This window comes from Coleofasciculus sp. H7-2, from assembly GCF_042747725.1.
Classification (GTDB): Bacteria; Cyanobacteriota; Cyanobacteriia; order Cyanobacteriales; family FACHB-T130; genus FACHB-T130.
This window is the reverse complement of sequence record NZ_JBHZGO010000024.1, coordinates 153,996-178,821: the sequence shown is the minus strand read 5'-3', so window position 1 is coordinate 178,821 and position 24,826 is coordinate 153,996. Positions and strand designations below refer to the sequence as shown.

The 24,826-nt window shown below is 46.2% G+C and carries 26 protein-coding genes and 1 pseudogene; 16 read left to right on the top strand and 11 right to left on the bottom strand.

All coding sequences use genetic code 11. From position 1 onward, the window contains the following. Positions 1–44 precede the first annotated feature (44 nt). The 5 genes from ACFW2W_RS05760 to ACFW2W_RS05740 all read right to left on the bottom strand — a co-directional run bounded on the left by ACFW2W_RS05760 (position 45) and on the right by ACFW2W_RS05740 (position 5,573). A complete protein-coding gene (locus ACFW2W_RS05760; protein ID WP_378174542.1) occupies positions 45–1,397 on the bottom strand; it encodes a DUF1822 family protein in 1,353 nt (450 codons plus the stop codon). Continuing rightward, complete coding sequence (locus tag ACFW2W_RS05755) at positions 1,394–2,773, bottom strand: hypothetical protein (protein ID WP_378174539.1); 1,380 nt, start codon at positions 2,771–2,773, stop codon at positions 1,394–1,396. The genes ACFW2W_RS05760 and ACFW2W_RS05755 overlap by 4 nt, the downstream gene beginning before the upstream one ends. A gap of 162 nt (positions 2,774–2,935) precedes the next feature. Beyond that, positions 2,936–3,952 (bottom strand): HetZ-related protein 2, encoded by a 1,017-nt coding sequence (locus ACFW2W_RS05750; RefSeq protein WP_378174536.1) that lies wholly within the window; start codon positions 3,950–3,952, stop codon positions 2,936–2,938. Positions 3,953–4,275: 323 nt separating this feature from the next. Further along, positions 4,276–4,908, bottom strand: coding sequence for a DUF6658 family protein (locus ACFW2W_RS05745; RefSeq protein ID WP_378174533.1), 633 nt, complete (start codon positions 4,906–4,908; stop codon positions 4,276–4,278). A gap of 107 nt (positions 4,909–5,015) precedes the next feature. Continuing rightward, a complete protein-coding gene (locus ACFW2W_RS05740) occupies positions 5,016–5,573 on the bottom strand; it encodes a DUF6658 family protein (protein WP_378174530.1) in 558 nt (185 codons plus the stop codon). Between the two features lie 240 nt (positions 5,574–5,813). Here ACFW2W_RS05740 and ACFW2W_RS05735 point away from each other — a divergent pair, with 240 nt between their 5' ends. Then, positions 5,814–6,074 (top strand): hypothetical protein, encoded by a 261-nt coding sequence (locus ACFW2W_RS05735; RefSeq protein ID WP_378174527.1) that lies wholly within the window; start codon positions 5,814–5,816, stop codon positions 6,072–6,074. A gap of 183 nt (positions 6,075–6,257) precedes the next feature. Continuing rightward, positions 6,258–7,259 (top strand): lysylphosphatidylglycerol synthase domain-containing protein, encoded by a 1,002-nt coding sequence (locus ACFW2W_RS05730; protein ID WP_378174524.1) that lies wholly within the window; start codon positions 6,258–6,260, stop codon positions 7,257–7,259. Positions 7,260–7,261: 2 nt separating this feature from the next. On the opposite strand, the gene ACFW2W_RS05725 is transcribed toward ACFW2W_RS05730, so the two are convergent. From ACFW2W_RS05725 to tnpA, 4 genes and pseudogenes are all read right to left on the bottom strand, one after another. Continuing rightward, positions 7,262–8,623: a hypothetical protein gene (locus tag ACFW2W_RS05725; protein WP_378174521.1), complete on the bottom strand. Its 1,362-nt coding sequence runs from the start codon at positions 8,621–8,623 to the stop codon at positions 7,262–7,264. A 155-nt stretch (positions 8,624–8,778) separates the two neighbouring features. Further along, complete coding sequence (locus tag ACFW2W_RS05720) at positions 8,779–9,753, bottom strand: M48 family metallopeptidase (protein WP_378174645.1); 975 nt, start codon at positions 9,751–9,753, stop codon at positions 8,779–8,781. A 210-nt stretch (positions 9,754–9,963) separates the two neighbouring features. Beyond that, complete coding sequence (locus ACFW2W_RS05715) at positions 9,964–10,299, bottom strand: ferredoxin (RefSeq protein WP_378174642.1); 336 nt, start codon at positions 10,297–10,299, stop codon at positions 9,964–9,966. Positions 10,300–10,405: 106 nt separating this feature from the next. After that, positions 10,406–10,820 (bottom strand): annotated as a pseudogene (gene tnpA / locus ACFW2W_RS05710) (IS200/IS605 family transposase). Positions 10,821–10,887: 67 nt separating this feature from the next. Here tnpA and ACFW2W_RS05705 point away from each other — a divergent pair. From ACFW2W_RS05705 to ACFW2W_RS05655, 11 genes are all read left to right on the top strand, one after another. After that, positions 10,888–12,294 carry an RNA-guided endonuclease InsQ/TnpB family protein gene (locus ACFW2W_RS05705; protein WP_378174518.1) on the top strand — a complete coding sequence of 469 codons (1,407 nt, stop codon included), beginning with the start codon at positions 10,888–10,890 and terminating at the stop codon, positions 12,292–12,294. Between the two features lie 189 nt (positions 12,295–12,483). Further along, the gene (gene arsM / locus ACFW2W_RS05700) at positions 12,484–13,452 is read left to right on the top strand and encodes an arsenosugar biosynthesis arsenite methyltransferase ArsM (protein ID WP_378174515.1); all 969 of its coding nucleotides are present in this window, start codon (positions 12,484–12,486) and stop codon (positions 13,450–13,452) included. A 59-nt stretch (positions 13,453–13,511) separates the two neighbouring features. Beyond that, complete coding sequence (locus tag ACFW2W_RS05695) at positions 13,512–13,841, top strand: ArsR/SmtB family transcription factor (protein WP_378174512.1); 330 nt, start codon at positions 13,512–13,514, stop codon at positions 13,839–13,841. 117 nt (positions 13,842–13,958) lie between these two features. Next, positions 13,959–15,005 carry a PstS family phosphate ABC transporter substrate-binding protein gene (locus ACFW2W_RS05690; protein ID WP_378174509.1) on the top strand — a complete coding sequence of 349 codons (1,047 nt, stop codon included), beginning with the start codon at positions 13,959–13,961 and terminating at the stop codon, positions 15,003–15,005. A gap of 81 nt (positions 15,006–15,086) precedes the next feature. Continuing rightward, positions 15,087–15,797 (top strand): MIP/aquaporin family protein, encoded by a 711-nt coding sequence (locus ACFW2W_RS05685; RefSeq protein ID WP_378174506.1) that lies wholly within the window; start codon positions 15,087–15,089, stop codon positions 15,795–15,797. A 13-nt stretch (positions 15,798–15,810) separates the two neighbouring features. Next, positions 15,811–16,206 carry an arsenate reductase, glutathione/glutaredoxin type gene (arsC, locus tag ACFW2W_RS05680; protein ID WP_378174503.1) on the top strand — a complete coding sequence of 132 codons (396 nt, stop codon included), beginning with the start codon at positions 15,811–15,813 and terminating at the stop codon, positions 16,204–16,206. A gap of 15 nt (positions 16,207–16,221) precedes the next feature. Beyond that, complete coding sequence (gene arsH, locus ACFW2W_RS05675; RefSeq protein ID WP_378174500.1) at positions 16,222–16,848, top strand: arsenical resistance protein ArsH; 627 nt, start codon at positions 16,222–16,224, stop codon at positions 16,846–16,848. A gap of 348 nt (positions 16,849–17,196) precedes the next feature. Then, the gene (locus tag ACFW2W_RS05670; RefSeq protein ID WP_378174497.1) at positions 17,197–17,364 is read left to right on the top strand and encodes a hypothetical protein; all 168 of its coding nucleotides are present in this window, start codon (positions 17,197–17,199) and stop codon (positions 17,362–17,364) included. A 244-nt stretch (positions 17,365–17,608) separates the two neighbouring features. Beyond that, the gene (gene arsS / locus ACFW2W_RS05665; protein WP_378174494.1) at positions 17,609–18,610 is read left to right on the top strand and encodes an arsenosugar biosynthesis radical SAM (seleno)protein ArsS; all 1,002 of its coding nucleotides are present in this window, start codon (positions 17,609–17,611) and stop codon (positions 18,608–18,610) included. Positions 18,611–18,695: 85 nt separating this feature from the next. Next, positions 18,696–19,415, top strand: coding sequence for a TVP38/TMEM64 family protein (locus ACFW2W_RS05660; RefSeq protein WP_378174491.1), 720 nt, complete (start codon positions 18,696–18,698; stop codon positions 19,413–19,415). 292 nt (positions 19,416–19,707) lie between these two features. Beyond that, positions 19,708–20,331 (top strand): hypothetical protein, encoded by a 624-nt coding sequence (locus ACFW2W_RS05655; RefSeq protein WP_378174488.1) that lies wholly within the window; start codon positions 19,708–19,710, stop codon positions 20,329–20,331. A 115-nt stretch (positions 20,332–20,446) separates the two neighbouring features. On the opposite strand, the gene ACFW2W_RS05650 is transcribed toward ACFW2W_RS05655, so the two are convergent. Further along, positions 20,447–20,806 carry a single-stranded DNA-binding protein gene (locus tag ACFW2W_RS05650; RefSeq protein ID WP_378174485.1) on the bottom strand — a complete coding sequence of 120 codons (360 nt, stop codon included), beginning with the start codon at positions 20,804–20,806 and terminating at the stop codon, positions 20,447–20,449. 296 nt (positions 20,807–21,102) lie between these two features. Here ACFW2W_RS05650 and ACFW2W_RS05645 point away from each other — a divergent pair, with 296 nt between their 5' ends. The 3 genes from ACFW2W_RS05645 (at position 21,103) to mreD (ending at position 23,614) form a co-directional block, all read left to right on the top strand. Further along, entirely contained in the window at positions 21,103–22,110 is a 1,008-nt protein-coding gene (locus ACFW2W_RS05645) for a rod shape-determining protein (RefSeq protein ID WP_378174482.1), read from the top strand. Between the two features lie 119 nt (positions 22,111–22,229). Then, positions 22,230–22,964, top strand: a complete 735-nt coding sequence (gene mreC, locus ACFW2W_RS05640) for a rod shape-determining protein MreC (RefSeq protein ID WP_378174479.1) — start codon at positions 22,230–22,232, stop codon at positions 22,962–22,964. A gap of 98 nt (positions 22,965–23,062) precedes the next feature. Beyond that, the gene (gene mreD / locus ACFW2W_RS05635) at positions 23,063–23,614 is read left to right on the top strand and encodes a rod shape-determining protein MreD (RefSeq protein ID WP_378174476.1); all 552 of its coding nucleotides are present in this window, start codon (positions 23,063–23,065) and stop codon (positions 23,612–23,614) included. 47 nt (positions 23,615–23,661) lie between these two features. Here the strand turns inward: mreD and ACFW2W_RS05630 are convergent, their stop codons facing one another. Then, a complete protein-coding gene (locus ACFW2W_RS05630) occupies positions 23,662–24,474 on the bottom strand; it encodes an HAD family hydrolase (RefSeq protein ID WP_378174473.1) in 813 nt (270 codons plus the stop codon). Positions 24,475–24,826: the final 352 nt, after the last annotated feature.

Genomic DNA, 24,826 nt, shown 5'->3' with positions numbered 1-24,826 from the left:
GGTCGGAGTTGCTCCGCTTCCGATGATTTTGGATGAGTCGTTAGTCATAAAATAAATTCAAACGGTGGCAATGTTTGGGCTTCTCCAGTTGCTAAAGTAATGGTCGCTAGAAATTTATCCTGATAAGTACCCGCCACCTGGGTAAAAGTATAGTCATCATTCCCATCTGATTGCAGTGTATCTTCCGCCAAAACCTCCACCAGGTCGCTCACTCGCAACGTCATGTTATCGTGAGGTTCATTACCAGGAATCGCCCTTAATATCAGCAATAACGTCCATTCATTATCATCCGGGAGAGACCAGGTAACAGCATACAGCCGCAACCGATTTCCTAGAGTTAAGTCTCGGTAAGCACAACCCGCATTTGCTGGAATCTCTAACTGATTATTGCGACTAATTTCTCTGAGAATCTCTTCTAATTCTTGAGATGGGCTTTGTTCGGTTCTGCGGAGGGAGAATGCTGCTGGCAACTCTCTCATTGGCTCAGTTACGCGCCAGGGGGACGGTGCTGGCAAGGCTTCCCAGGACATTTCTTGCCTTACTTCATCCACTTGATTGTGGAACCAGTTCCTGACATTTACCGCCTGCTGAGTCAAAATTTGGAGCAACTCTGATAGATGGTTGGTAACGGTTGCTGTATTCTCCGTTAGAGACTGGTAGAGCCATTTGAGTAAATCTGGCGTCGTCAGTACTGCTGCTCCCTGCTCCCACGTCAAGACTTGCCACAAAGGACGGTTACGCAGTTGGGGTAATAATGTTAATAGTGTCCCCTGCATTCGAGCTAGGGTAGCCTGACGATTGGTTGGGATTTCAGGTAAAGGAATTGCTGATGGATCTAAACATTGCAAATAAAGCAACAGTTCATTAGGTTCGCGATTAAACCAAGCGAGTGGGAGCTGATAAGTCCAATCAGCTTCCGGTTGTAATTGCGGTTGATAATTCATCAGTTGATCGTGACGCAAAAAACCTCTAATTGCTGCAACTTCCAACTCTTCCTCAATGCCAATAACTACATAAAAATGAGCCATAAATTCTGGTAAATCTACTGCCGCTCTGGGGATAGTCACTTCTTTATCGGTTAAGGTGATAGTAGGAATTAGACAAACTTTAAATTCTCCGACTCTCAAATTAAAAACTGCATCAATCGCATTGGCATACTGGGGTTGCAAAACTGAAGAGTATTCTCTATCTAGGGAAATTTCCGGTTCTCGTTTCCGGAGCCATTCCTCAAAACTCAATAAACTTAAAGCTTGAAGATAAATTTGCCATTTTCGATCTTCATTACCTACTTGCCTACTCAATTCTACAGCTTGGTCAAGCTGCTCTGGTTCTAAGGAAATTGTTTCTGTCAATTCTTCAAATTCGACCCAATCATCCGTCAATGTTAAGTAATTCATGCTCGTTCTTCTTTCTTGCTATTAAGATATTTACAAATAGTTGCAGCTAGTTGACTGTTCATAACTCGGTTGTGTCCGATGTGAGATTCTTTTTTCGCCTTCTCAATCTCCGTAGAAATCTCTTTATCTAAAATAAATTGGACTTTTGACTCCAAATCTTGGAGTTGCACGGGATCAATGTAACATTGAGCTAACTTTAAAACGCAAGTTCGCAAGCACAATAACGTTCGGCGTCCGATATCGCTGCGTAAGTTTTTGAGTTCCAGCAGGCGGCTCACTTGAGGCTGGTCTTTCAAACCGAGTTGGGGAGCAATTTCTTTCATGGGAACTCCCTGACAGTGAAATAAATGAAGTGCCTTGAGGAAGTTTGGCGCTTTCTGATTTTTCTGGGATTGCAAATAGGTAAAGCGAGCTTGAATTACCTGCTTAACAGACTGAGCTAAACAGGTATTAAATTGTTGGTGATAGCCTGCTAAGAACTCTGATTGCTCATTAGAATCATCCTCACTAAATGCTCTATTTCTTTCCGCAGGATTTCCGGTATCCAAAGACGTTAAACCTTTCCGAGTACGAAGGCGTCCGGCTCTAAGTAACTGAGCGAGTTCTTGCAATTCTCTTAAGATTTGTTCGGGAAATATTGTCCGAGTAGCTGACAATTGTTCAGCCATTTGACGCAATTGTAAGGCGGTTGGGTCTGGATATCGGCTTTTCTCTCCAGCTTTGCGGTGCTGCAAAAGTTGGGTGCGATAAATCTGGTGGTAGCTATCAAGTAGCTGAAGCGCTTGGTTGATTTCTGCTGGTGTCCGATCAAACTCTAATAAAACTCGCTGCAACCGTCCGGGGTTCATGTAACTAAGAATCATCCAGTCAGTAACTTGCTCAATTCTGTGTTCGAGTAAGAATCGTTTGAGGAAGCGATCGCTCTTTACCATCCTGACCGTCCAAGTCGATAATTTACTCTTATCCGGGTCAAAGGTTTGCAAAATTCGAGCGGTTACAGATAGATAGTTTGTCCGACTTTCATCCGTCTCCTGACGCGGAGAACGAAAAGTGCTATCGAGTACCAACGGCAACAGATCGATACTGGTGAAGTCATGGTTTTTGCCAAACTTCTGCTCTAGTTCTAAGCAAAATTCTTGAATTTGGTTAGAGATAAAGCAGCGCAGACACATCTCAGCCATCTGGCGGCGAGTGTCATCGTTCTGGAACCACTGCATGAGTTGGCGTTGAATTTCCCAGTCTGGCATATCCTCTCGGTCAGCGAGTCCGGAAAATTGAGTCAAGAAAAAGGCTTTTGCCGACTCAACTTCTTCAGTTCGGCACTTGCCGAAACTATCAATTCTCATCAACAGCCAGTATCTCGATGCCGTACCCATCGTTATTTCACCCAACTATGCAAAGCGACTCTGAAATTTTTCTCATACTTGCCTCGCGTAGAATAGGGATGCTGATAAAAGTCAATTGAGGCGAGTCCGGGTGAGCTGATTGAACGGCTAAAAAACGAATAAGGATAACTTTAAACAAAGCCACTCACATCTTCAAGAAATTCCCGCTTTTACCCGAACTTGACTCGGCTGCCTTTTCATCCCCATCGGCACAAGTTGCTCAGATGTTCTACCCGCTGCGGTGGTTTTTAGCCAGCTGGCGATTAGTTCTGGCTGCGTTTTTCTGGCAAAAACGCGAATCGCATGGTAACTGACTTTTTCCCGCAGACGATAGACTTCCCTAATCTGCAAATTCAAGGCGCTGGCGATCGCTTCTTGAGAATTGCCAGCAAGGTAAAGCTCCAGCCAAACAGCGGCTTCTCGACTGACATTTTCGGCTAAATAGTTGTAAAACTCCTGCTTTACGGTTGTCCGCAGGAACATTTGTTCTTCAATTGCTTGATTTTCTTGATACTGGGCAACTGCGTGGATATCGAGTAAACTTACCGGAATGTTTGTCTCATTCGGAGCCACTTCCTCAGAAACCAGTCGCACCAGTTCACCATCTGGGATCTGAGTCATCCCTCCCCGCTGGGAACGACGTAGATAGTTAAAAAATCTATAAACTAAAAGTGGCTGGTTGCGAATCGGTCTGAGACAGTATTCTTCGATGCTGCTCATCAACAGGGAGTTACCCAAGCGAGTATCTGAAGTACATTTGCCGATCCAGGCAATTTGCTGTTGAATGTAGCGATCGCGATGCAATAATTCCTGAATGACTTCTTGCAACACATCGACAACCGCTGAAGAGCGATCGCGCGACAGCGCCACCCAGATCCGAATTTTATTCCTCAGCAATACTAAACTCCCCAACCGAGTCGTCAAGTTGCAATAAGCACGCTCTGTTCCCACGCCTAAGTAGCGTTGCCGTAAAATGCGATAGCGATAATCCATCGCTTGCAAGGCAATTGCCCTCTGAGGGGCGTTAAACGTTTTAAAACGCTCTACGTCCTCTCCCACCAGCCAGCGAGCAATACTTTCATGGGTTGCGGCGCTATAGCCAGGACAATCAGATGCCAGCTGCTTCGCCACCTCAGTTGGAGACAGCACAACGGTTAGAAATCTTTTCATTTCAATAGCCGAGAATGTGTGTTCTACTGGGCTATATCTTCAGTCAGGCTGAGGTTATGTATTTTTGATCCGGTTTATCCGGGAGCATAAACCCTTCCGATCAACCCTGACAGGAATGACACTGACTGAACGAGAATTCAATTCTATTCTTTGGTTGGGTTGAGGTCACTCAACCCAACCAAAACAAGGAAATCGTTGGGTTGAGGTCACTCAACCCAACTACAAGTCTTAAGTCAGTGCCATTCCAAAAGCAAATAGGGGCAGGATTGTCCCGCCCCTAGAATCATTGATTGAGTCTGGAGTTTATTTAATTCCAGAAGCTGCTAATAATCCATAGCATCACTAGCCTTGTCAACAGCCCGCTGGGCACCACTCACAGCTTTATCCGCTGTGCGCTTGGCACTCTCAACTACATTTCTGCCTGCATCTTTAGTATTTTCCTGGACATTATCAGCTGCCCGCTGCGTTCCTTTACCCAGGTCTTTGGTTGCATCCTGAGTATTGCCCTTGAGATTTTCAACTCCCTGCTTTGCTCCTTTAGCAAAATCGCTAGCCGATCTTTGCGCTTTGTCGCCAATCGCTTCGGTATTTCCCTTCACGTTCTGACCGAAATCTCTGGCGTTTTCGCCCTTCTTATCCAGTATCCGCTTGGTGTTGGTTCCTAAGTCGTCGGTCTGGTCAATCACGTTGCGCTCAGCATTATCTATCAGACCTTTTGCCTTAGCTGATACGCCTGAGGTGTCTCTTCTGGGATCGGTATCGCTATAGTCGTTCATCCCGCCTTTATACTCATTGGTTAAGGCACCTTTAGGAACGTCCTCCCTGACTTGGTCGGCGGTCTTCGCTTGCGCCCCACCATTACAAGCGGTGGTAACAAATATGATCGTGGCGGACAAAAATACGGTGATGATTTTGCCCAAGTTGATTTTTTTAAACCAAGTAATGACGCTGTTCATCGAAAAAACTCCTTTTTCTGTACGAGTCAATGGTTGTTTTTGTTAGTATTGCCATCTGATATTTTCGACTGGCAATCAATCGAAAATCTCAAACCTCAATTATTTGCTTACTTGTGCAAAGTGGGATTGCTTTGCAGTTCGGGTCTCTGACCGGCTTCATCTGATTTATCTTTGATGAAGCTGGAAGCATCTTTGAACTCTTCGCCGACCTTCTCCAGTCGATTTCCGACTCGCTCTCCAATATCGGAATTGCGCTGATTGAGTCCACCTGGTTTAGGCTGGGTGAAGTCATCGGAGGTTTTGATTGGTAGTTCTCTCTCTTTTTCCAATCGCCCCTGTGGTGTCTCAGCACCTGGGTAAAGGATTTCAGAATTACTGGTAGCAATTAACTGATTGGAGAGGATCTGCAAGTCAGCGCGATCGCGTGGATTCGCTGTTTTGCTGATGTTAGGATCGGTGGACATTTTGTAATTCGTGTAGCCATCTCCACCATTCTTGTGGGGATTGTTGTTACCTCCCATTTGCACGGGGGGGTTTTGTGGACGCGCCCCTAAAGAATCGCCATTATTACAAGCGGTGGTAACAATTAGCAACACGCCTGCCAAAAAAACGGTCAATATTTGACCTAACCGTAGTTTTTTAAAGAAAGCAGTTAAGTGTTTCACACACTACTCCCAAGATTTTTCCGAACTGTTATAAACAATACAAAAGCTACGGTGTTCGATCCTCTAGCGCAGGTCACATTCTGGTTGCAACTAAAAGCCACCTCTCTCTAACCGTAGAGAGATTCACAAAAAATCAGCGAAACTACGGTTATATCGGTTTGTTCATGACCATGCCAGTTAAAAACAGCGCTCAGCCTAGAACTTGACTGATTTTTCTCGATCTTTCAGCATCTGATGAGTATGGGCATCGATCGGGTCCAAGCGCGATCGCCCACATCAAACTTGCCTCACCATCAGGTAGCGGATCGTTATCCGTATCCCAGACGTGCCAAGTTTTGCCTACTCACATCTTGCACTAAGCCCTCACAATGGAATTCTGGGGCGATTGCATTCCCAGTCCGCCTACCTTGGCTCACCGCCAATCAAGGTTTTTGTAACCTGCGTAGGGGGCAGGTGCGAGTTTGTCAAGCTGCGGTTTCAACCGCCCGGAGCAAGATGTGATTAGACCAACTAAGCTTCAAAGTTTGACTTGGGAAATTGTTCGCTAATGCCTGCAAAGTGTAGAAATAGAAGAGCGATCGCTCCCTCTGGCAAAAGTTACAGACTCGCTACCGTTCTCGCTCCGGTATTCTCATACTCTAGGATGAGGTATTTGCCTCAACTAGCTTCCCAGTGTGAAAGGTCATGAAAAAAATTTGGTCATCCCTGAAGCCGTACTTGCGCTGGGTTATTCTCGGCGGGACGCTATTTTTTTTGGCAAAAGCTCTCAAAGACAACTGGCGGGAAGTCGCAGCCATCCGAATGACTGGTGCGGGATGGACTTTTCTCGCGATCGCCTTTTTGATTACTTTACTGGCTCATACTTGGTCTGGATTCGTCTGGAGCTGGATTTTGCAATCATTCCGGCAACCCGTTCAGCCTCGATGGGCGCTCCAGGTTTACCTCAAAACCAACCTTGCCAAATATTTACCAGGGAATGTCTGGCACTACTATGGGCGCATCGTGGCGGTGACATCGCACGGGGGTTCTTTCGGTGCCGCGACTCTCAGCGTGTTACTCGAACCCCTGCTGATGGCAGCAGCAGCTTTATTAGTTGCCTTGGCAGGTAGCCAGTTGGGTTGGGCAGGTGCCCCGCAGAATACCCAGACGAGAACCTTACAACTTCTTGGTTTGGGTGTGGTTTTGTTGAGCGTTCATCCCCGAATTTTGAACCCGCTGATCCAGTTGGCGAGTAAGTTGAAGGGAAAGAAGGCAAGAGGCGCAGGGGCGCAGGGGCGCGGGAGAGAAGAAAATGCTACTGCTTCTGCTTCTCAACCCCTCACAGAAGCTACAGAAGCTTCTTTTCGACTTGAGCGCTATCCCCTATTACCTTTATTGGGAGAAATTGGCTTTTTGTTACTGCGTGGCGCGGGATTTTTGTTTGCCATGCTGGCGCTGACGCCAGTGCATCCGAATCAGATACCGATGCTGCTGAGTGGGTTTAGTTTGTCATGGCTGTTGGGTTTGATTGTTCCCGGCGCACCAGGGGGAATCGGGGTATTTGAAGCCACAGCGATCGCCCTATTCGGTCAACATTTTTCTGCCGCCATTCTCCTGGGCGTCGTCGCCCTATTCCGGTTGGTGAGTATTTTAGCGGAAGCCGCCGCTGCTGGATTGGCAACTTTGAGCGAACTGAAGGATAAATAAAACTAATCCTCTGCGAGTCCTGGCTCCGACATCACCTCTGCGATCGCAGAGGTTGCAGCTTTTATATCGCTATCCAACTTCAGTTGAGAAAAAACCCGATACATCTGTGTCGTCCCGTGAGGCAGCTTCTTCGTTCCATTTTCGTTCATCTTGATCAAATTGTATTGAACGTTTTCAGCATAGATAGCAAAGGTTATATGAAAGATTTCAAAGAAATTCACTACCCACTTGCAATCCTCTTCCGAACAGTGCATATAGTATTTGATTAACTCAGCAATGCAAGTTTCTAAATGGGTGCGAACATTTTTACAAATTAATAGAATTTTCAGCAGTACGATTACTAAAGTCAACGGATGCCCTTGCGACATCAATAAAATAAATAGAGGCGAAGGTTCCCGATGATTTTCCGTCGTTAAATATTCTATCGTCCGATTACAGGTTCTTAACAACAGGGCATCATCTAGAGTTTCTTCATGATGATTTTCATATACATTATCTAGCTTTTCCGCTAATTTTGTTTTCAATACCTCTACAAATTTTATATTTTCTACTGAAAAAATTAAATATTTTTGTAGACTGTGCTTAAAATTTTTGTAGGGAAGTTCCTGAGTTTGTTGGAGAAAAATATTTGCCAGATTTGTATAACTAAACGGCCCCCGTTTCGCAACAATCGTCTTGATCAGACGCAGCACCTCGTCCCCCAAACCAGTCGGGTTTTTAGGCAAAATTTCTCTAGGCATCGCCGATTGCGATCGCGCGGTATACATTGCCAGGTCAAACTTGAAGCGATCTTTCAGTTCTTGCGACAATGCTCTGGCAGCTTCCCGCTGTTCGACGGGGTTTTTGAGATTCGCATATTGAGGAACTAACAGATAAGAATTATAACGATGACTCCAATGAATTGTTTCATGTTCTTCGTATCTAGCGGCAAATATTTTTAAATCTTGATAATCTTGACTTTTAATAAAATTTACCAGCCAAAGTCTCAGCTTACTTAAACTTGGAGACAGAGTTGACTTGCTAATATTTAAATCGCCAAATACTAGAACTAATTCTTTAATTGCGTTATAGCTTCGGGTCGTTTCCCAATTATTGATCAGAATATAACAAGAGCGCTTTAGAGTGTTTTTAAATTCTTCTTCGTTATTCGCAAAGATAATGTCAGAAAGCACTTTTACCGCGTTGGTATTAACAGCGTTAGGACTGTAATAAATAAATAACTGCTTAAATTCTTGCAGAACGGCTTCTGGAGGCGATTGCTGAACAATGTCCACCAAAAAACGATAGATCATATCTCGATCTGGCTGGTTTGAGATGACGCGAGCCTCAGTCTGATATCCATCTGATAGAATGTCCCTGACCATTCCAGTAATTAGGACTATTGAGTCCTTCCTTAGAGTGCGAAAAGAGAAAGTAGATGGCACCCAGCGTCAATGCTAATTGCAGTGTATCGTACTTGACTTGACTGCCCATAGCAATCCTTGAAAATACATCCGCTTAGGGAACTTGCTCTCAACCGCTAGGGATCTTCTGATTCAGACCGGAGACGGTTAATTTGTTCTTGCAATTCCTCAATTTGACGCTGTAGCGCCTCCACCTCATTAACGGCTGTTTCTGATGGGACATTCACCGCGCCCTGTGCAGAGGAACGTTGGTAATTGCCCCGACGAATCTGACGATATTCCTCTGAGTTTGCCCACTCCTGCAAGTGGTGAAGGCGATCGACCGTAAAGGGATGGGTCGTAAACAAACCTTGAGTAAAGTTATTGTAAAGTAAGAACTTGTAGACTTGATTCAACCCGTCTTCGTCCAATTCCTGATATTTTTGCGATTGACGAATAAATTCATCTAAATTCACTTCATTGGCATAACGGGCACTGCCGCCAGCAAATTTCATCATTAAGTGCATCACCGGATTCAGGTCGTCTGTCACCAGGAAAGCGGCTCGATCTGCTGAGAATTCCGCTTTACGGCTCCATTCAATAAACGCCAAAATCAACCCGGTACCGATCAAAGTGCTGAAGCCAAAGGTCGCATTCCCGATAAAATTGACGGCTTGCAAAGCCCAAATCGCCATCTGACGTAAGGTCGTGTGACCGCATTTAATATGTCCTAATTCATGTGCAATGACTGCCCGAAGTTCCGCTTCGTTGAGCAGGTCTAAAAGTCCAGAGTTCAGGATTACATAAGGGCGTTCTTGTCCGAGGGCGCTGGCATTCACCCAAGGAGCTTGGGAAACGAAAAGCGTTGGCTCTGGGTAAACGTCCAGATCGCGCAAGCATTCCCGGAAGATTCCATAGATGCTAGCATACTGACGCGGCCCGACCTGAATGCTATTGCCCATGTGGTAGACAAACTGGGGACGCTCGGAGACAAATTCCACAAATTTACGGGCAGCCATATCAAATCCAGGCACGCTGCGTAAGGCTTGCTCGGCTTGTCGGTCGAGGGGATGTCTAAAAGCTTCACTGGAAATTCCGGTATAAGTAGGCATATTGATGAGCCTTATACAGCGTTCTACTGAACTATTAAAGCCTAGAAATACAACGATCGGCTTTTGATCTACATACAATCTACATACATTAGATGGATGCGCGATCGCCCGTGTCGTCAAACTGCCACAGAAACTGCTTGATTTAAGCAAGTAACCAACCTACGTCTGAGAAAACTTGACACGGCGGCAGTTATAGGAGTCAAAATAACTTCAAAAACTGATTCTCATGTGAATTCTGGGATTGAGCTTTGCTTCTATCGGTTGCCCCCCTTGTAAATGTTGTTCAACGATCATCTGGACATCGCTGGGTTGAACTCGGCAGTACCAAGTTTCTTCGGGGACAATTCGCACCGTAGGACCACAGCTGCACTGTCCCTGGCAACCGCTACCCGTTACCATTACTCCGGGAATTTCAGCACTCTCAAAAGCGGCAAGTACGTCTGCGCTTCCATTTGCCAGACAGGAACGGTACTGGCAAACTATGACGCAACGCCGATCTTGCTCCAAACACTTTTCTTGCGAACCAGTTTCCACTTTTGAGTCCAGCACAACAGTATAAATTCCTATCATAATAATACGGGAGCGTGAGAACCCCTACGATTTATCGAGGGGATGAAACGCGACGGAAGCGGGTTTTAACCCGTAGTATCTCTTATTTCCCTCGTTGATTTTCGATGTACTTTTTAACTACCTCAGTACTGACTTGACCTGTTGACGCTACAAAATAGGTCGGTGTCCACTTCATCGGGTAGTTTTTTTAATTCTGGAAATTCTTTTCTTAAATGATGCGATGCTCGACCTTTGACCCATTTAGCAATTTGAGATGGCGCTTCATCGGTGGGAGTGTTCAAAAATAAATGTACATGGTCTGGCATTATCTCTAAGGCGATTAACTTCCAGTTATGCTCTGTTACCAAATCAAAAATAATTTCTTGGAGACGTTTTGCCACGTCTTTGACCAACACAGGTCTACGACGCTTAGGTACAAACACAAAATGATAATTAATGGAAGATACGGAATTCTCGGTACGCCTGTACTCATAATCTTTTCCTGAAATTTTAGCCATATTTTTACAGATTTTCTTTTTTTTATATGTAGTAGCAATTATAATAAACAACAAAAGGTGATGCAAGTTGTACAGAACAGTACCAGTTAAAGCAAGGTTTACAGACGAAGAGAAGTTGTTTTGGGTTGACCAGTGTGAACAAGCTAACAGCTTAATTAATTGCGCGATTTACGCAGCTAAACAAAGCCATTACGAGATGTTGCAAGAGTCTAATGACGCTTTTTCTACTTATTGGCGTGGAGATGAACTGCACTACGGATGGAAAACTTATCGGTGTAATAGTACTTACCCGGAATTAGACAAAATTCTCAAGGACAATCCTCATTACAAAGCAATGGCAGCCCAGTCTGCACAGCAAACGTTGAAATCAGTAGGAGAGGCGATATCTAGTTACAACGGTTTGGTCAAAGCTTATTACCGTGGTGACGTTGATAGACCATCGTTACCCAAGTACAGAAAACGTGGTGGACTTGCTGCTGTCACATTTCCAAGACAAGCTTTGACCTATAAAAACGATTGTTTTTATCCATCAATTAGCAAGGAAACTAAACCACACCTGCTGACTGAAATAACCTTGCAATTACCTGATTTTATTAATCCTGATTGGGTAAAAGAAGTCACGATACGACCTAATTACGGAGAATTCTGGGTTGATTGGGTTATTGATGACGGCAAACAACCAATTGGGTGTAATCCAAACCTGGATTACACCCAAGCTTGGAGCTTTGACCACGGTGGAACAAATTGGTTAACAGGAGTTTCAACTTGTGGTAAAAGTTTGATTATTGATGGTCGTAAGCTAAAGGCAATGAACCAAGGTTATTGTCGCTTGATTGCTAAGTACAAGCAAGGAAAATCAGAGTTCTACTGGGATTCCAATCTTGACCGAGTGCAGCTTAAGCGCAATAACCAAATGCGTGATGCCATTAATAAAGCAGCACGATTCATTGTTAATCGATGTCTTAATGATGGCATTGGAAATATTGTTATTGGTTGGAACGATGGGCAGAAGAATGGTTCCAATATGGGCAAACGCGGGAACCAGAATTTTGTTGTAATCCCTACGGGTCGTCTGATTGAGAGATTAAAACAACTTGCAAGAGAGTACGGAATTGTTTTGACGATTACAGAGGAGGCGTATACTTCAAAAGCATCTTACCTTGATGGCGACAGCCTCCACAAACATGGTGAAAAACCCAACGGATGGAAACCGTCAGGAAGAAGGGTAAAGCGCGGAATGTACAAAAGTCGTGATGGCTTCATTATCAATGCAGATTGCAATGGTAGCGCCAACATCATGAGAAAAGTAGCCACACAGCTAAAGTTAAACTTAGCCGAGGTGGGTAGGGCATCTTTGACAGTGCCACAACGATATGATTTGTTTACAAGGGTTAATAAATCATATCGTAAACGTTGCGAAGTGCGGCTTCTAGCCGCACTTCGCAACATCAGTTTAGAATCCCCCTTTTTCTAAAAGGGGGAGATGTCAATGCTCTATGTTAACTTCGCCTCAGCAGACCAGGGGAAAAGTTGGCAGTGCCGGGGAGAGTCCTTTCTCAGGCAATACTCATCTATCGGGGATTTGATAGCCTTATAGATTGGAATCAGAGTATTTTTAGCAATTTGCTAGAAAGTCGCAACGCCAACCTAGGAGAATATTTGAGTGAGCTATCTCGAAACCGCTGCTGAGTTTTATAGTGAAGTGGCACAGACGCCACAAGTCGGACTTTGTTGTGTCCAAAGCAGTCCCCTGCAACTGCCAGGACTGAAAATTTCGCCTCAGATGCAGGAGATGAACTACGGTTGCGGTACCACCGTCCATGCCGCTGAACTTGCTAATGACCCGACGGTGCTGTATGTCGGTGTTGGCGGTGGTTTAGAAGCGCTGCAATTTGCTTATTTTTCTCGCCGTCCGAGTGGGGTGATTGCTGTCGATCCAGTGGCGGCGATGCGCGAGGCAGCAACTCGTAACTTAGCGATCGCTGCCCAAGAAAATTCCTGGTTTGACCCCAGTTTCGTGGAGATTCGGGAAGGCGATGCCTTCGCCCTGCCGGTGCCAGATGCCTCTGTAGATGTGGTGGCGCAGAATTGTCTATTTAATATCTTTGAACCCGCCGACCTGCATAGGGCGCTTCAAGAAGCCTTCCGGGTATTAAAACCAGGGGGTCGCCTACTGATGAGCGACCCGATTGCCACTCGTCCCATCCCACCCCATCTGCGGCAGGATGAACGGTTACGGGCGATGTGTCTGTCGGGTGCTTTAACTTACGAGCAATATACTCAGCACCTCATTGATGCTGGATTTGGGCAGGTAGAAATTCGAGCGCGGCGTCCTTACCGACTGCTAGATTGCGCTAGCTACGGGTTGCAGGAACCTTTGCTATTAGAAAGTTTGGATTCTGTTTCTTTTAAAGTGCAAATTCCTGAAGATGGTGCCTGTATTTTTACTGGCAAAACGGCGATTTACAGCGGCACCGAAGAGTTTTTTGATGACTCGAATGGGCATATCCTCCAGCGGGGTTTACCAGCAGCAGTGTGCGATAAGACGGCGCTTAAGCTTGGTGCATTCATGCCAAAAGACATCCTGATTACTGATTCAAGCTGGTACTATACGGGCGGCGGTTGCTGTTAATTGACGGATTTGCTTGGTGCTTGGATAGGATAGCTGAAGAGATTTTTCCATAAAACTTGATGGCTAAACTACCCGCGATCGCACCTCCTTCCGTTTCTTCTGGTTTTCATGCCCTGTCTGACCCCCTGCGGATTCAAGTATTGGAACTGCTCCGCGAACAAGAGCAATGCGTCTGCGAACTCTGCGAACAGTTGGGGGTCACTCAGTCTAAACTTTCCTTTCACCTAAAAACCCTCAAAGAAGCCGCCTTAGTTTGCTCCCGACAGGAAGGACGCTGGATTTACTACAGCCTGAATCTGCCCCAATTTGTTGTTTTGGAGCAGTATTTGGCAGAGTACCGTCGCTTCAGTCCGCTCTTATCAGCGCTTCCCTGCAAAGACGTGCCTTAAACTATCAATTTTTTGATCTTTCATCTACTTATCCTATTCCATCGCTACTTGACAAATCAAGTTTTTTTGAAATGATGGAATTGTACTCCTTCCGCAATGTCATTGGGGGTGAGTTTGATGAAGGCAATAACTTTTCGGTGGGCGATCGCGCTGGGTGTTCTCGCGTTGACGACCAGTTGCACAGCGCCCCTCAACTCGTCTAGTCAAGCGCAGCAACCGCCGCCGCAAGTTAAGGTGGATGGTTCTAGTACCGTTTATCCGATTACGAATGCGATCGCTGCGGAATTTCAAGCAAACCAAGCCAACAAAAACAACAACAAAAACAAAAACGCCGATATCACGGTTAGCATCTCCGGAACTGGCGGTGGATTTAAAAAGTTCTGTACTGGAGAAACAGATATTAGCAACGCCTCTCGACCGATCCTGACCGATGAGATGGAAGCCTGCAACAAAGCAGGCGTCAGATATATCGAACTTCCCGTCGCCTTTGATGCCCTTACCGTCGTCGTGAATACCCAAAATAATTGGGCAAAAGACATCACCGTGGCGGAATTGAAAAAGATGTGGGAACCAGGTGCCCAAGGGAAAATCACCCGCTGGAACCAAATTCGTGCTGAGTGGCCCGACCGACCGCTAAACCTTTATGGTGCAGATAAAGAATCTGGCACCTTTGACTACTTCACCGAAGCAACGGTAGGTACCGTCAAGGCTAGCCGCAGCGACTATACAGCCAGTGAGGATGATAACGTCCTGGTTCAGGGAGTGAGCAAAGACCCGAATGCTTTGGGTTACTTTGGTCTTGCTTATTACGAAGCCAACCCAGGTCAGTTGAAAGCTCTAGCCGTTGACAACGGCAAACAACCCGTCTTGCCTTCGCGCCAGACTGTGGAAAATGCTGATTATCAACCGCTTTCCCGACCTCTCTTCATTTACGTGAACGCCAAGTCTGCCCAAAACAACCAAGCAGTTCATGACTTTGTAGAGTTTTACCTGAAGAATGCACCGACCTTAGTCAGTAAGGTGGGCTATGTACCTTTACCAGGGGAAGGTTATCACCTAGCTTGGGTTCACTTCAATCGAGGCAAGGTCGGAACCGTCTTTGGTGGGGAGGCTCAGTTAAATCTGACGATTGGCGAGTTGTTACGCAAACAGGCGACCTTTTAGCGTTCAATGCCCACCCTGAGAAACTGTTTGAACGAGGAATTTTTTGGCAAACAATCGCTTTATTGAGTGCTGAGGATGGGCATGAAATCAGTTTTGCGGATGGCGCGTTGGGACTCAGTTTTCCAATCGTGCAAGCAACAAGCGATCGCTGAGGGAGTGGGTACATTCATCCTGGTGTTTGCCGGTACGGGTGCCGTGATGGTCAACCAAATTAGCGATGGCGCGGTGACTCATCTCGGCATCAGCTTTGTGTTTGGCGCAGTCGTCGCCGCTTTAATTTACTCCTTGGGACACATTAGCGGCGCTCACTTTAACCCAGCAGTAACGCTGGCTTTTTGGACAAGCGGCTTTTTTCCGAAACGCCAAGTATTGCCCTACATTTTGGCGCAGTCTATGGGGGCAATTGCCGCCTCAGCTTTACTCTTGATGGCTTTAGGGCGCGTTGCCAATTTGGGTGCAACTGTGCCACTAGAAGGGAATTGGCTGCAATCCCTGGTGCTAGAAACGGTTCTCACCTTTATTTTAATGTTTGTGATTTTTGGTTCCGGTCTCGATCGCCGCGCCCCGATTGGCTTTGCGGGGTTAGCGATTGGCTTGACAGTGGGGCTAGAGGCGGCGTTTATGGGGCCAATTACTGGAGCCAGTATGAATCCCGTAAGGTCATTTGGCCCCGCTTTAGTGGGCGGCATTTGGCAGCACCACTGGGTTTATTGGATTGCACCAATTTTAGGAGCGCAATTAGCCGTGTTGATCTACAGCCAACTTTCCAACGGATTTCGGGATATCAAGTAAGGGAGAAAACCTGATGAAACAAGTGATGTTTGTGTGCAAGAAAAATTCCCGGCGATCGCACATGGCAGAGGGATTTGCGAAAACACTTGGAAAAGGTAAAATTTCTGTCACCAGTTCCGGATTAGAGGCGAGTCAAATAGATCCCATCACGATTCAAGTCATGGATGAAATTGGTATTGATATTAGCGATCAAAACTCTAAGGCTTTAAGCAATTTTAATCCCGAAGACTACGATGCGGTAATTTCTCTGTGCGGCTGTGGAGTTAACTTGCCACAAGAATGGGTGCTGCGAGAAATTTTTCAAGATTGGCAACTCGACGATCCAGAAGGAGAATCTATAGACACCTTTCGCCGCGTTCGAGATCAAGTCAAAGAACGGGTGGAAAAGCTAATTTCATCCCTTAGCTAGATGTTGCTGATTTCTATGACAACTTTCGATCATCCGCCCAGAATTTTGTTTTTGTATGGCTCTTTAAGAGAGCGTTCTTACAGCCGTTTATTAGCAGAAGAATCCGCCAGAATCATCGAAGGTTTTGGTGCAGAAACCAAATTTTTTGACCCGCGTGAATTGCCGATTCACGGTAGCGTAGAAGCTGACCATCCGAAGGTTCAAGAATTGCGGAATTTAAGCTTATGGTCTGAGGGTCAAGCTTGGTCTAGTCCAGAGATGCACGGGAATATTACTGGCATTCTGAAAAACCAAATTGACTGGATTCCTTTAACATTAGGGGCAGTGAGACCGACTCAAGGCAGAACTTTGGCAGTCATGCAGGTCAGCGGCGGTTCTCAGTCTTTTAACGCCGTCAATACCATGCGAATCTTGGGACGCTGGATGCGGATGTTTACCATCCCCAATCAGTCGTCGGTTGCTAAAGCGTACAATGAGTTTAACGAAGACGGGACGATGAAGGATTCCGCTTACCGCGATCGCGTTATCGACGTAATGGAAGAACTTTACAAGTTTACGCTGCTACTCCGAGATCAAGTAGACTACCTGACAGATCGCTACAGCGAACGCAAGGAAAAAGCAGCTACTCAGCCGGGGTTATAACGACATCTGGCTTTTTAAAAACATCAATTACAGTCTGAACCTGCACCCGATCCCTCCCCATTCACCGGGAAGGAGAACCCCCTCATTCCACGATGAAGCAAAGGAATGAGGGGGTTTTTTGGAAATTTTCAATTGCAATACACAACAGCTTATACTACTTCTCAGCTTGTTCTCAACTGATACTCAGATTTCCAAGCTTTAATAATATCTAAGCTCGATACCTGAACGTTGTGATTTTAGTAAAGCAAGAATATCAAGTTACATACTTCTATCTTTTGGGCAACGCTAAGAGCCGACGCATCTTGCCGAGGGTCAATGTACTGAGCTACAGCCAATGATTAAGATAGGATGATGAGTTATCAGAGTATTGCTGTACTTCAGAACAAAAAAATTATTGCGATCGCGATCGCGCTAGGCTTGGCACTCATGCTAGCATCTACTGCGACAGCAACGACGCTTGAAGTTGTACTTGAAAATTTATTACCACAAAACAGTCTTTTTGTCACTTCCTTTTAGGAGATTAGCGGCAATTGGACTCGCTCAATCCAATTTTGAATTGTCTGCGTACTAATTTATTAGAAGGTTCTCCATAAAATGTCTGCCGCCGTTACAGTACCTAATTTTTCGCGTGCCGTTTATGCTTTCTCCGTGTTCTACAAGATGAGGTAAACAACCGTTTAGGCAGGGAATTTTTTACTGCTGACATTGTTATGACCAACGCGACCTTTGATAACCATATTTCCCTGTTTAGGACTACCCCATGATTAATCTTGAATCAACTCGTTCAACCGTAACACCCTTTAAAGAAAAAATTGGTGTTCCTTTAACTAAAAGTAAAATTAGCGTTTTACAAATCAATTTGGGGAAGCGCTGCAACCTTACCTGTACTCACTGCCATGTAGAAGCGGGGCCAAAACGAACTGAAGAACTGACCCCAGAAGTTTGTAATCAGCTGATTGAACTAATCTATAGATTTCCCCAAATCAAGATTGTTGACCTGACTGGGGGTGCCCCGGAAATGAACTATGGTTTTAAACCCCTAGTAGAGGCGGCACGGGATGCAGGTAAACAAGTAATTGTGCGGTCTAACCTCACCATCTATTTTGAAAAGGGGTTTGAGTATCTTCCAGAATACTGTGCCAAACACCAAACGAGAATTGTTGCTTCCTTGCCATGCTATTTGGAAGACAATGTTGATAAAATGCGCGGTTCTGGGGTCTATAACGACTCAATTCGGGCGCTGCAATTTTTGAATCAGCAAGGTTATGGTTTTGACCCTAACTTAATACTCGATCTGGTATACAACCCTCCAGTTCCGTCAACAGAAAAGTTTTCCTTAACCCCCAATCAGGTCAATCTAGAACAAGATTACAAAGCTTATCTAAAAGAGCATTTTGGCATTGTTTTCAACAGTTTATTCACAATTACAAATTTACCAATTGGGCGGACTAAGTTTCATTTAGAACACAAGAAATTAATCAAGCCTTATTTACACTTCTTAGAGTCAAATTTTAATGGCAGCACCCTTGAACATTTAATGTGCCGGGATGAACTTTCAATTGACTATCTGGGCAATGTCTATGATTGCGACTTTAACCAGATGGAAAATTTATCCGCTAAAGCCCGCAATGGTGAAAAGCTGACAGTTACCAAGATTTTGGAAGCTGGCAGCTTAGACATGATTGAAGAGGTACAAACTGCATCTTACTGCTATGGTTGCACTGCTGGATGTGGTTCTAGTTGTGGGGGTGCCCTGATTTGAAATCAGGAAAAATGGGATTTTCCCCGTTCTCAGCAAAGACAAAGTTTGTTACCAAAAGAGCTTTATTTTGCCCGGATTTAATCACATGAGAAGTAAGACCAGCCAAAGTGCTTGCCTGATGCCGAAACGTTACAGTCAGTGGGTCAGAGCGCTCAAAAGTCCGCGCTTTTGGATAGCGATCGCCCTCTCGATCTGTATCCTGCTCTGTATCTTTGGCCCATTGAAACTTTTGTTGGATAAATCTTTCCTGATTAGCCAGTTGGAAAGATTCGGCGGCTGGGCAGTCTGCCTGTTTATCCTGGTTTTTGCCCTGTCCAGCGCCATCGGCGTCCCTGGAATCATGTTTCCCGTTGCGGCTGGTGCCGTTTTCGGTTTGGTCTGGGGAAGCCTTTGGTCGGTCATCGGCGCAACGCTGGGGGCAATTGGCGCATTTTTGGCGTCTCGCTACCTGCTGCGCGACTGGACGGAACGCCGATTTGGTAAACATCAAGCGTTGATGCGGTTTAATCAAGCCGTGACCCGTCAGCCTCTGACTTTTGTGCTGGCAATCCGCTTTGCGCCAATCTCCCCCTTCACGGTGGTGAATTTCTTATTAGGACTCACGCCTATCAGCTGGGTGCCTTATTCAGTTGGCACGTTCATCGGAATTATTCCGGGGACGCTAGCTTACACCTGGCTGGGGGTTACGGGTGAGCAAGCTTTGCAGGGAGGCGATCGCTTGCCCTTGCTACTAGCGCTCAGTTTTTTAACCCTCCTCTCTATATTGCCTATTTTGGCTTGTAAAAAGACACAACAAATTAACTGATGAATAAATTCAACAAATTCTTGGTTTTATTTCCCCTAATTTTTGTTTTCACCGGCTGTGCGGGATACTCGCAGTCCGCTGATGCCAAGAACGAAGCGATCGCAGCGTCACTGCTGCCGGACGCTGCACGGATAAGGCCCATGTAAAACTTTGGTAACTGATTCCGTATGAGATCAACTGATAACTTCTTGCACAACTTAGGAAAATTGCTTAGCTGGGAACCTAATTAGCTCCAATCAGTTCTAAAGAGTTAGCAAGATTACGTAAATAGCAGTACGGAGAAGGTAAACTCATGAAACGGGCAATTTCTATTTCTGGCGCTTTATTAACTATTTTGAGCTTTAGTCTTCCAGCAATGGCTGCCACTACAGAGAAATTCCAGGTCAAAGGGCAAAACGCTTCTGCCTCTTTTTACCAATCTGATGACTGTAGCTCAAGCGGAGTGAGTGTTTGGGCTGCCGATAGCGTCAGCCGCAGCGCACCAGGAGCGCCGACTTCCGAGAAGGGAGCCAACGTCTCTTATTGGAACTCGAATTGGTGTACCGGCAAGTATTCCTATGGTTACGGTTACGCTCCAAATGTCACCTTTACCGCCAATAACCAGCTCAGCTCAGCTAGTTTGAAAGGCACCTTCAAAGTTGACGAATATTCATCAGAGAATCCCGACTCAACGACTGCGAAAACTGTTGATGTGGCGCTAAATTGGACGGGGACAGGCGAAACATTCCGGGGTCACAGCAGTTCCCACTATCAGTGGATGGGCGGTATGTCGCACTCTCGCTATGTTGGCTCTTATCGGACTGCGGACGTATCGGGTAGCGTCACGATGGACGGCAAAAATCTGATTGCTAATATCCCTGGCTTTGGCGATCTGAACTCGTCTAGCAGCGGCTCAATGCAAATCACCAAAAGGTAGACTGTATTTAAAGATTTGGGATTCTTCGTTTTTTCCGCCAAAATACAATAATTAGCCATCAGTTTTATGGGGAAAGCTGATGGCTGATGGCTTAGCGCTAACAACTACTTAAAAATCACTCGCTGTCGTTGTAGCCATTCACTGCATTGGGGTCTGTATCCTGTTTGGAACCCAGTAAATCCAGGCGATCCACCTTAATAACGGGTTTAGATCGGTTGGATGCCTTATTATCGCTCCAAGTCTCTATTTTCAAGGAGCCTTGTACCCCTATCAAACTGCCCTTTCTCACATAGTTCGCAGCCACTTCCGCTGTCTTCCCCCACAGTTCCAGATTAAACCAGTCAGGCTGGTCGCTATTGCGAGTTCGACGATCCACTGCCAGCGTCAGATTGCACTTAATTTTACCTGACTCGAAATACTTGACATCAGGCTCTGTACCCACACGACCTACCAAGTTCACAACATTCAGGCTCATAAAATTGATTAGTACAAATGTACTGATTACAGTGACTATACTTTAGCGAATTTAGATGGTAGGCTCAAGTTAACTTTATCCTGATTTGCTCTTCAACTACCAGAATGATGCTTGGAAATGGGATCTAGGCGCTTTCACCGGATAAATTCGTCTACCTGACTAGACTCTGGATAGAAAACGTAATAGAATCCACCTCGGTTCCATTTCCGTTAGAATTCCATCACACACAACAGCATTTCATTTTGGGGGCGTAGAAACGAGTGGGTCTTTTCAGTCGCTTTTCCTTATCCCGGGACATGGGTATCGACCTGGGCACTGCTAACACCCTGGTTTATGTATCCGGCAAAGGCATTGTTCTCCAAGAACCCTCTGTGGTTGCTATGGATATGGACACAAGAACCCCGCTAGCCGTGGGCGAAGATGCCAAAAAAATGTTGGGGAGAACTCCCGGCAATGTGGTGGCACTGCGCCCCCTGCGCGATGGTGTCATTGCAGACTTCGATGTCGCTGAGCTGATGCTTAAGCATTTTATTCGGCGAGTACACGAGGGAAGAGCTTTGGTTTCACCTCGTGTTGTCATTGGCATTCCTTCGGGTGTCACTGGCGTAGAACGACGAGCCGTTATGGAAGCAGCATCTCAGGCAGGTGCCAGGGATGTGTACTTGATAGATGAACCGGTCGCTGCCGCCATTGGGGCTGGGCTACCAGTGGCTGAGCCTACGGGCAACATGATCATTGATATTGGTGGCGGCACCACAGAAGTTGCCGTGCTTTCTTTACAAGGAACGGTTTTAAGTGAATCGGTGCGCGTGGCTGGCGACGAGCTTTCGGAAGCCATCATGCAGTACATGAAAAAAGTCCATAACTTGGTGATTGGGGAACGCACCTCTGAAGAAATCAAGATTCAGATTGGTTCTGCCTACCCCACCAGTTTTGATGAAGAAGCCATCATGGAAGTGCGGGGCTTACACCTGCTCTCTGGCTTGCCGCGAACTGTCACCATCAAGGGGCCGGAAATTCGTGAAAGTATGTCTGAACCCCTTTCGGTGATTGTGGATGCGGTGAAGCGAACCTTAGAGCGCACCCCTCCCGAACTCGCAGCCGATATTATTGATAGAGGTATCATGCTGGCTGGCGGTGGGGCTTTGTTAAAGGGGCTGGACACGCTCATCAGCCACGAAACCGGGATTGTCACCCACGTAGCGGCAGATCCGCTCTCGTGCGTGGTGCTAGGAACAGGTCGTGTGCTGGAGAATTTCAAACAGCTAGAGCGGGTGTTCAGCGGGCGATCGCGCCATATGTAGCAGTCATTAGTCGTTAGTCATTAGTCGTTAGTCATTGGCAGTAGACGATGAACTAAAGGCTAAGGCTAGGGGCTAAAAACTAAAAACTAAAGGACTAAAGACGAATCGCTGATAGCTAAATGTTTACACTGCGTCGCTGGTGGGTTCGGCACGGAATACAAGTTATATTGGCTGGGCTAACAATTGGAAGTGCCTGGGCGATCCGGGAGACTCAGGGAGCTGCTCTTTATGAGACTTACCAGTTGCTCACCCGTCCTTTTCAAATGGAACCCACGTCACAAGAGCGTATCGAGAATGCCCGCGTCCTGGAACTACAGGAGCGGTTAGTTGAACTCGAAAGCCAAAATCAGAAGTTACAAGAGCTGTTGGGTTATGTTAAACAGAAAAAACAGCCAGGGATAGTCGCTCCAATTGTGGGACGTAGCGCCGATCATTGGTGGCAACAGATAATCCTCGGTCGAGGAAGTCAAGATGGTATCCAGGTAGACTTCATCGTGATGGGTACGGGTGGCTTGGTAGGTCGCGTCACCAGTGTGACGCCCCATAGCAGCCGGGTCTTGCTGATCAGCGATCCCAGCAGCCGAGTGGGGGTTGCAATTAGCCGCAGCCGTTATATGGGCTATCTTCGCGGACAAGGTTCTAACCGAGCGGTGATGCAGTTTTTTGATAAAGTTCCTGATGTCCGTCGGGGCGATGTCGTGGCAACATCATCTGTCAGTAAACTTTTTCCGTCAGGATTGCCGTTAGGACGAATAGAATCTGTAAATTTGGACAAAACCCCAGCTCCTGAAGCTGTGATTGAGTTGACAGCACCGATGAGTTCCTTGGAATGGGTGGTTGCGTACCCGAAATGAGGAATGAACGGTTAGCTGTTATTAGTAAATGGCGATTAGTCATTAGCAACAGACGATGGACTAAAAACTAATCACTGATGACCCATGAGCCATGACCCATGATCAATGTATCTGACTTGTCACCTTGGCCTCGTCAAATGCTTAACTGGGCAGTAACCATTGGTTCTGTCCTGCTATGCTTATTGGTTTTGCCGACGCGCTTACCGGGAATGGAATTGTTGGGAATTGGCCCCAACTGGTTGTTAATTTGGGTGGTCGCCTGGAGTTTGAAGCGAACAGTCTTGCAGGGTGCGATCGCCGGGTTGGTGTTGGGACTAATCCAAGATGGGATGACATCCCCCGATCCCAGTCATACCCTCAGCTTAGCATTGGTAGGAATTTTGACTGCTCGGATTCAAAAGCAGCGGTATATTGAGGAAGATTTTATTTCGGTGGCGTTAATTGTTTTTGGAATGGCGGTTGTGGCGGAGACGGTGAGTGCAATTCAGTTCACGCTACAGGGCGATCGCAATCTGGCAGCAATTTGGACATATCACCAGCGTATTGCCCTCTCCAGTGCCATCCTGAGCAGCCTTTGGGCACCCATTGTTTACTATCCTCTAAATCGCTGGTGGCAGCGGATAAACCTGTTAGGGCAGTCTTCCAATTAGTGTTTACTCAATTGTCAATACTCATTCTTCTGACAATTGAGTAAAGACTATTGATGATTGACCCATGACTGCTGACTCACTCCCAGCAGGTAATGAGCAACAGAAAGTAAATCGCTATGAATGCGTGTTGGTTGGAACTGTCGCAATCTTTGGCTGCTGCGAATGCCACAAGTCAGCGCGATGGTAGGAATCGAAAGCGCTTGTCCTGCTAAGATGTCTGCTTCGGTATCGCCAACCATCCAACAATCATCGGCTTGCCAACTAGGCGAACAATGTTCGGCGATCGCTTTGGTGAGAAGTTGCGTTTTCACTTCAGCGTAGTTTTGATAGGCGGCATCGCTGTCTTGAGTTCCGTAAATGCCACTAAATAAACGAGCCAAACCGTGATTTTGCAAGATTTGCACAGCTTGGGATTGACATCGCAACGTCACTAACACCAGCTTGATGCCCTGAGAATGTAGCAATGCCAGCGCCCAGTTGACTCCCGGCTGCATCTTGTCTTTTTGTAACAGCGCCGGTTGATTGACGATGCTGACTACGCGCTGCAAAAACACATTAATTTGCTCCCCCTGCAAGCCCGATCGCATAGCAATTTCCACATCCGGGACGCGATCTTGCTTCATTTGCCAGAACTGCTCTTTAGTCAATACCTGAAGATGCAGGATTTCTCCTCGCTCCTGGTATATCTCCTGAGTATCAGCGAGTCCAAGCTGATAGGTACAGTAGTAGCGGTGGGAAACGTCCACAAGCGGGCCGTCAAAGTCGCAAAACACTGTCAGTTTTTGGGAATGCGGGGCAGCGGCTTGACGCCAGTAGGGCTGAGGTGGTTGCAAAGTTGAGGCGGCGGGGCAGCAGTTCATAGGAAGTTACGAATCCGGGCTTTTTGATACGTTTATTTACATTAACAGGTGTAACATAAGTTGTCATGGGATTTAGCCGTCAAAATATATTAGACCTATTTATAGGGATATGTAGCGATCGCGTAAGTATAGTCGTGAAAATCAGGATAACTTTTGAAGGCGGGTAATCGCGAATTGGTGATTGGTGATTGGTTCCCTTTACTAATTACTCCTCAAAGCTAAGTGCCATTTAAGGGTGCCTATTGGCTAAGCTGATGCCACAATATTCCGCTCTTCACGGGTAAACATTCTATACTCTTTCTTTTGTGCTGGGAAATCCCCCTAACATCCCTCCCTAAGCCTGCTCCTGCTA

What these genes read in the sequence shown, in the direction of transcription:
- ACFW2W_RS05760 (WP_378174542.1), bottom strand. Translation starts at nt 1,397, where the DNA reads ATGAATTACTTAACATTGACGGATGATTGGGTCGAATTTGAAGAATTG.
- ACFW2W_RS05755 (WP_378174539.1), bottom strand. Translation starts at nt 2,773, where the DNA reads ATGGGTACGGCATCGAGATACTGGCTGTTGATGAGAATTGATAGTTTC.
- ACFW2W_RS05750 (WP_378174536.1), bottom strand. Translation starts at nt 3,952, where the DNA reads ATGAAAAGATTTCTAACCGTTGTGCTGTCTCCAACTGAGGTGGCGAAG.
- ACFW2W_RS05745 (WP_378174533.1), bottom strand. Translation starts at nt 4,908, where the DNA reads ATGAACAGCGTCATTACTTGGTTTAAAAAAATCAACTTGGGCAAAATC.
- ACFW2W_RS05735 (WP_378174527.1), top strand. Translation starts at nt 5,814, where the DNA reads ATGGGCATCGATCGGGTCCAAGCGCGATCGCCCACATCAAACTTGCCT.
- ACFW2W_RS05730 (WP_378174524.1), top strand. Translation starts at nt 6,258, where the DNA reads ATGAAAAAAATTTGGTCATCCCTGAAGCCGTACTTGCGCTGGGTTATT.
- ACFW2W_RS05725 (WP_378174521.1), bottom strand. Translation starts at nt 8,623, where the DNA reads ATGGTCAGGGACATTCTATCAGATGGATATCAGACTGAGGCTCGCGTC.
- ACFW2W_RS05720 (WP_378174645.1), bottom strand. Translation starts at nt 9,753, where the DNA reads ATGCCTACTTATACCGGAATTTCCAGTGAAGCTTTTAGACATCCCCTC.
- ACFW2W_RS05695 (WP_378174512.1), top strand. Translation starts at nt 13,512, where the DNA reads ATGGCTAAACTACCCGCGATCGCACCTCCTTCCGTTTCTTCTGGTTTT.
- ACFW2W_RS05690 (WP_378174509.1), top strand. Translation starts at nt 13,959, where the DNA reads ATGAAGGCAATAACTTTTCGGTGGGCGATCGCGCTGGGTGTTCTCGCG.
- ACFW2W_RS05685 (WP_378174506.1), top strand. Translation starts at nt 15,087, where the DNA reads ATGAAATCAGTTTTGCGGATGGCGCGTTGGGACTCAGTTTTCCAATCG.
- arsC (WP_378174503.1), top strand. Translation starts at nt 15,811, where the DNA reads ATGAAACAAGTGATGTTTGTGTGCAAGAAAAATTCCCGGCGATCGCAC.
- arsH (WP_378174500.1), top strand. Translation starts at nt 16,222, where the DNA reads ATGACAACTTTCGATCATCCGCCCAGAATTTTGTTTTTGTATGGCTCT.
- ACFW2W_RS05670 (WP_378174497.1), top strand. Translation starts at nt 17,197, where the DNA reads ATGATGAGTTATCAGAGTATTGCTGTACTTCAGAACAAAAAAATTATT.
- arsS (WP_378174494.1), top strand. Translation starts at nt 17,609, where the DNA reads ATGATTAATCTTGAATCAACTCGTTCAACCGTAACACCCTTTAAAGAA.
- ACFW2W_RS05660 (WP_378174491.1), top strand. Translation starts at nt 18,696, where the DNA reads ATGAGAAGTAAGACCAGCCAAAGTGCTTGCCTGATGCCGAAACGTTAC.
- ACFW2W_RS05655 (WP_378174488.1), top strand. Translation starts at nt 19,708, where the DNA reads ATGAAACGGGCAATTTCTATTTCTGGCGCTTTATTAACTATTTTGAGC.
- ACFW2W_RS05650 (WP_378174485.1), bottom strand. Translation starts at nt 20,806, where the DNA reads ATGAGCCTGAATGTTGTGAACTTGGTAGGTCGTGTGGGTACAGAGCCT.
- ACFW2W_RS05645 (WP_378174482.1), top strand. Translation starts at nt 21,103, where the DNA reads ATGGGTATCGACCTGGGCACTGCTAACACCCTGGTTTATGTATCCGGC.
- mreC (WP_378174479.1), top strand. Translation starts at nt 22,230, where the DNA reads ATGTTTACACTGCGTCGCTGGTGGGTTCGGCACGGAATACAAGTTATA.
- mreD (WP_378174476.1), top strand. Translation starts at nt 23,063, where the DNA reads ATGATCAATGTATCTGACTTGTCACCTTGGCCTCGTCAAATGCTTAAC.
- ACFW2W_RS05630 (WP_378174473.1), bottom strand. Translation starts at nt 24,474, where the DNA reads ATGAACTGCTGCCCCGCCGCCTCAACTTTGCAACCACCTCAGCCCTAC.